The organism is Rhodoblastus sp. (assembly GCF_041915505.1).
In the GTDB taxonomy this organism is placed as follows: domain Bacteria; phylum Pseudomonadota; class Alphaproteobacteria; order Rhizobiales; family Beijerinckiaceae; genus Rhodoblastus.
Genome location: NZ_JAYSBG010000370.1, coordinates 1 through 3296, shown reverse-complemented (window position 1 = coordinate 3296; position 3296 = coordinate 1). Strand labels below are relative to the sequence as shown.

At 64.2% G+C, this 3296-nt stretch carries 4 protein-coding genes; all 4 read left to right on the top strand.

The window, feature by feature from the left end:
• Nucleotides 1–68: 68 nt before the first annotated feature.
• Nucleotides 69–1115: a phosphate ABC transporter substrate-binding protein PstS gene (pstS, locus tag ACE3S9_RS17050; RefSeq protein ID WP_374547676.1), complete on the top strand. Its 1047-nt coding sequence runs from the start codon at nucleotides 69–71 to the stop codon at nucleotides 1113–1115.
• Between the two features lie 73 nt (nucleotides 1116–1188).
• A complete protein-coding gene (gene pstC, locus ACE3S9_RS17045) occupies nucleotides 1189–2184 on the top strand; it encodes a phosphate ABC transporter permease subunit PstC (RefSeq protein WP_374547675.1) in 996 nt (331 codons plus the stop codon).
• Between the two features lies 1 nt (nucleotide 2185).
• A complete protein-coding gene (gene pstA / locus ACE3S9_RS17040) occupies nucleotides 2186–3028 on the top strand; it encodes a phosphate ABC transporter permease PstA (protein WP_374547673.1) in 843 nt (280 codons plus the stop codon).
• The coding region (locus ACE3S9_RS17035; protein WP_374547672.1) for an ATP-binding cassette domain-containing protein at nucleotides 3025–3296 on the top strand (272 nt) is incomplete at its 3' end. The genes pstA and ACE3S9_RS17035, both read left to right, overlap by 4 nt.

Sequence of the window (3296 nt, the reverse complement as noted above, 5' to 3'; positions counted from 1 at the left end):
GCGCTTCCGCGCAATCCGCGAGCGGCTCACAGCTCGCGTGTGAAGTTCAACCTCCTGAGAGGTCTGGCATGTCGAAATTCCTCCTTCGTTCCGCTCTCGCGGTCGCCGTCGTCGGCGCGGCCGCGGTCGCGTTCGCCGCCGATATCTCCGGCGCCGGCGCGACCTTCCCCTATCCGGTCTACGCCAAATGGGCCGACACCTATAAGAAGGACACCGGCATCGGCCTGAATTATCAGTCGATCGGCTCCGGCGGCGGCATCAAGCAGATCATCGCCCGCACCGTGACCTTCGGCGCCACCGACGCTCCGCTCAAGGCCGAAGAGCTTGAGAAGCAGGGTCTGGTCCAGTGGCCGCAGGTCATGGGCGGCATCGTGCTCGTCGTCAATCTCGACGGCGTCAATCCCGGCGATCTGATCCTTGACGGCCCGACCGTCGCCAAGATCTATCTCGGCGAGATCAAGAGCTGGAACGATCCGGCCATCGCCAAGCTCAACCCGGGCGTGAAGCTCCCCGAGGCCCCGATCGCCGTCGTCCATCGTTCGGACGGCTCGGGCACCTCCTTCAACTTCACCGACTACCTCTCCAAGGTGTCGGACGACTGGAAGGCCAAGATCGGCGCGGCTCCGGCCGTCGAATGGCCGGCCGGCCTCGCCGCCAAGGGCAATGAAGGCGTCGCCAACACCGTCGCCAACACCAAGGCTTCGATTGGCTATGTCGAATACGCCTACGCCAAGCAGAACAAGATGAACTACGCCCGTCTGGTGAACCGCGACGGCAAGGTTGTGGCTCCGAGCTCGGAGACCTTCCAGGCCGCCGCCGCCAATGCGGATTGGGCCAATGCGCCGGGTTTCCGTGAAATCCTGACCGACGAGAAGGGCGAGAAGTCCTGGCCGATCACCGCGGCCACCTTCATCCTGATCCCGAAGGCCCCGAGCGATCCGGCCGTCGCCGGCGAAGCCCTGAAGTTCTTCGACTGGGCCTTCAAGAACGGCGCCAAGGAGGCCGAGGCGCTCGACTACATCCCGATGCCCGATAATGTTATCGGTCTGATCCGCAAGGCCTGGACGGACGTCAAGACCTCCGACGGCAAGCCGGTCTACGAAGCCGCCAAGTAAGCGCCTTCGTAATCGCATTCACGGCGGCCGGGGGCGCGCGTCCCCGGCCGCGATCAAAGACGAGGAACGAGATATGGCGGAGGCGGCATTGAGTTCCGTTGCGAAACCTGCGGCGCAGGGCGGACTTCGTGAAAAAGTGTTGCGCCAGTTCCAGTTCGGCGACAACGCCTTTCATCTGCTGACCAAGACCTGCGCGATCGCGGTCCTGGTGATGCTCGGCGGCGTGATCATCTCGCTGATCGACGGCTCCATTCCCGCTTTGAGCAAATTCGGCTTCGGCTTCCTGACCTCGCAGGCCTGGAACCCGGTGACCGAGAATTTCGGCGGCGCGCCCGCCATTTACGGCACGATCGTCACCTCGGTCATCGCCCTGATCATCGCCGTGCCGCTCGGCTTCGGCATCGCCGTCTTCCTGACCGAGCTCTGCCCCTATGGGCTGCGTCGCCCGATCGGCATCGCCGTCGAGCTGCTCGCCGGCATTCCCTCGATCATTTACGGCATCTGGGGCATGTTCATCTTTGCGCCCTTCCTGCAGGCGACGGTCCAGCCGTTGCTGATCGGGACCTTCGCCAGTGTGCCGCTACTCAATCAGGTTTTCGCCGGTCCGCCCTATGGCATCGGCATCCTGACGGCCAGCATCATTCTGTCGATCATGATCCTGCCGCTGATCTCCTCGATCTCGCGCGACGTGTTCGACACGGTTCCGCCGGTGCTGAAGGAAGCCGCCTATGGGGTTGGCTGCACCCGCTGGGAAGTCATGCGCAGCATTGTCGCGCCTTATACCGGCGTCGGACTGGTCGGCGGCGTCATGCTCGCGCTTGGCCGCGCCTTGGGCGAGACCATGGCGGTCACTTTCGTGATCGGCAACGCGCACAAGATCTATCCCTCGATCCTCGGACCGGGCACGACCATTTCGGCGACCATCGCCAACGAATTCACCGAGGCCGACGGCCAGATCTACACCTCGTCGCTGGTCACCCTCGGCCTGCTGCTGTTCATCATCACCTTCATCGTCCTCGCCATCTCGCGTCTGATGCTGATGCGGATCCAGAGCAAGGGAGCGCGCTGACATGTCCGCCTTGCAAGCCGCGCGCAAGACGCGCAGCGCCATCGCCATGAGCCTCTGCGTCGCTTCGGCGGGCGTGGGCCTGATCGCGTTGGCCCTCATCCTGTTCGCTCTGTTGTGGAATGGCCTCTCGGGGCTTTCGCCCGCCGTCTTCACCCAGACGACGCCGCCGCCCGGCTCCGCTGGCGGCTTGGCCAACGCCATTGTCGGCTCGCTGATCATGACTTTCTTCGGCGTGCTGATCGGCGCCCCGCTCGGCATGTTCGCCGGCACCTATATGGCCGAATATGGCCGCGACTCGAAGCTCGCCACCGTGGTGCGCTTCATCAATGACGTGCTGCTGTCGGCGCCATCGATCGTCATCGGCCTGTTCGTCTACGAGATCACCGTCGTGCCGATGGGCCATTTCTCGGCGCTCGCGGGCTCGGTTGCGTTGGCGCTGCTGGTGGTGCCGGTCGTGGTGCGCACCACTGAGGACATGCTCAACCTCGTCCCCGGAACTTTGCGCGAGGCCGCGACGGCGCTCGGCCTGCCGCGCTCCCTGGTCATCCGCCATGTCGCCTATAAAGCGGCGCGCGCGGGCCTCATCACGGGCCTGCTGCTGGCCGTGGCGCGCGTTTCCGGCGAGACCGCGCCGCTGCTCTTCACCGCTCTGAACAATCAGTTCTGGAGCACCAATCTGAACGCGCCCATGGCCAGCCTTCCGGTCGTGATCTTCCAGTTCGCGCTGTCGCCCTACAAGGAATGGCAGTCGCTCGCCTGGGCCGGCGCGCTTCTCATCACCCTCGCCGTTCTGACTTTGTCGATCACCGCTCGTGTTCTCGGCGCGCAAAGGACCAGCAAATGACCAATGTTCTTTCGCAGGAAGCCCCCGCATCGCGCGACAAGCTCGCGGAAAAGATGTCGGTCCGCAATCTCGACTTCTACTACGGCGACCACAAGGCGCTGAAGTCGGTCAATGTCACGCTCTACGCCAATCAGACGACGGCCTTCATCGGCCCCTCGGGCTGCGGCAAGTCCACATTGCTGCGCGTCCTGAACCGCATGTACGACCTCTATCCGCGCCAACGCGCGGAGGGCGAGGTTCTGCTGGACGGCGAGAACATCCTCAGCCC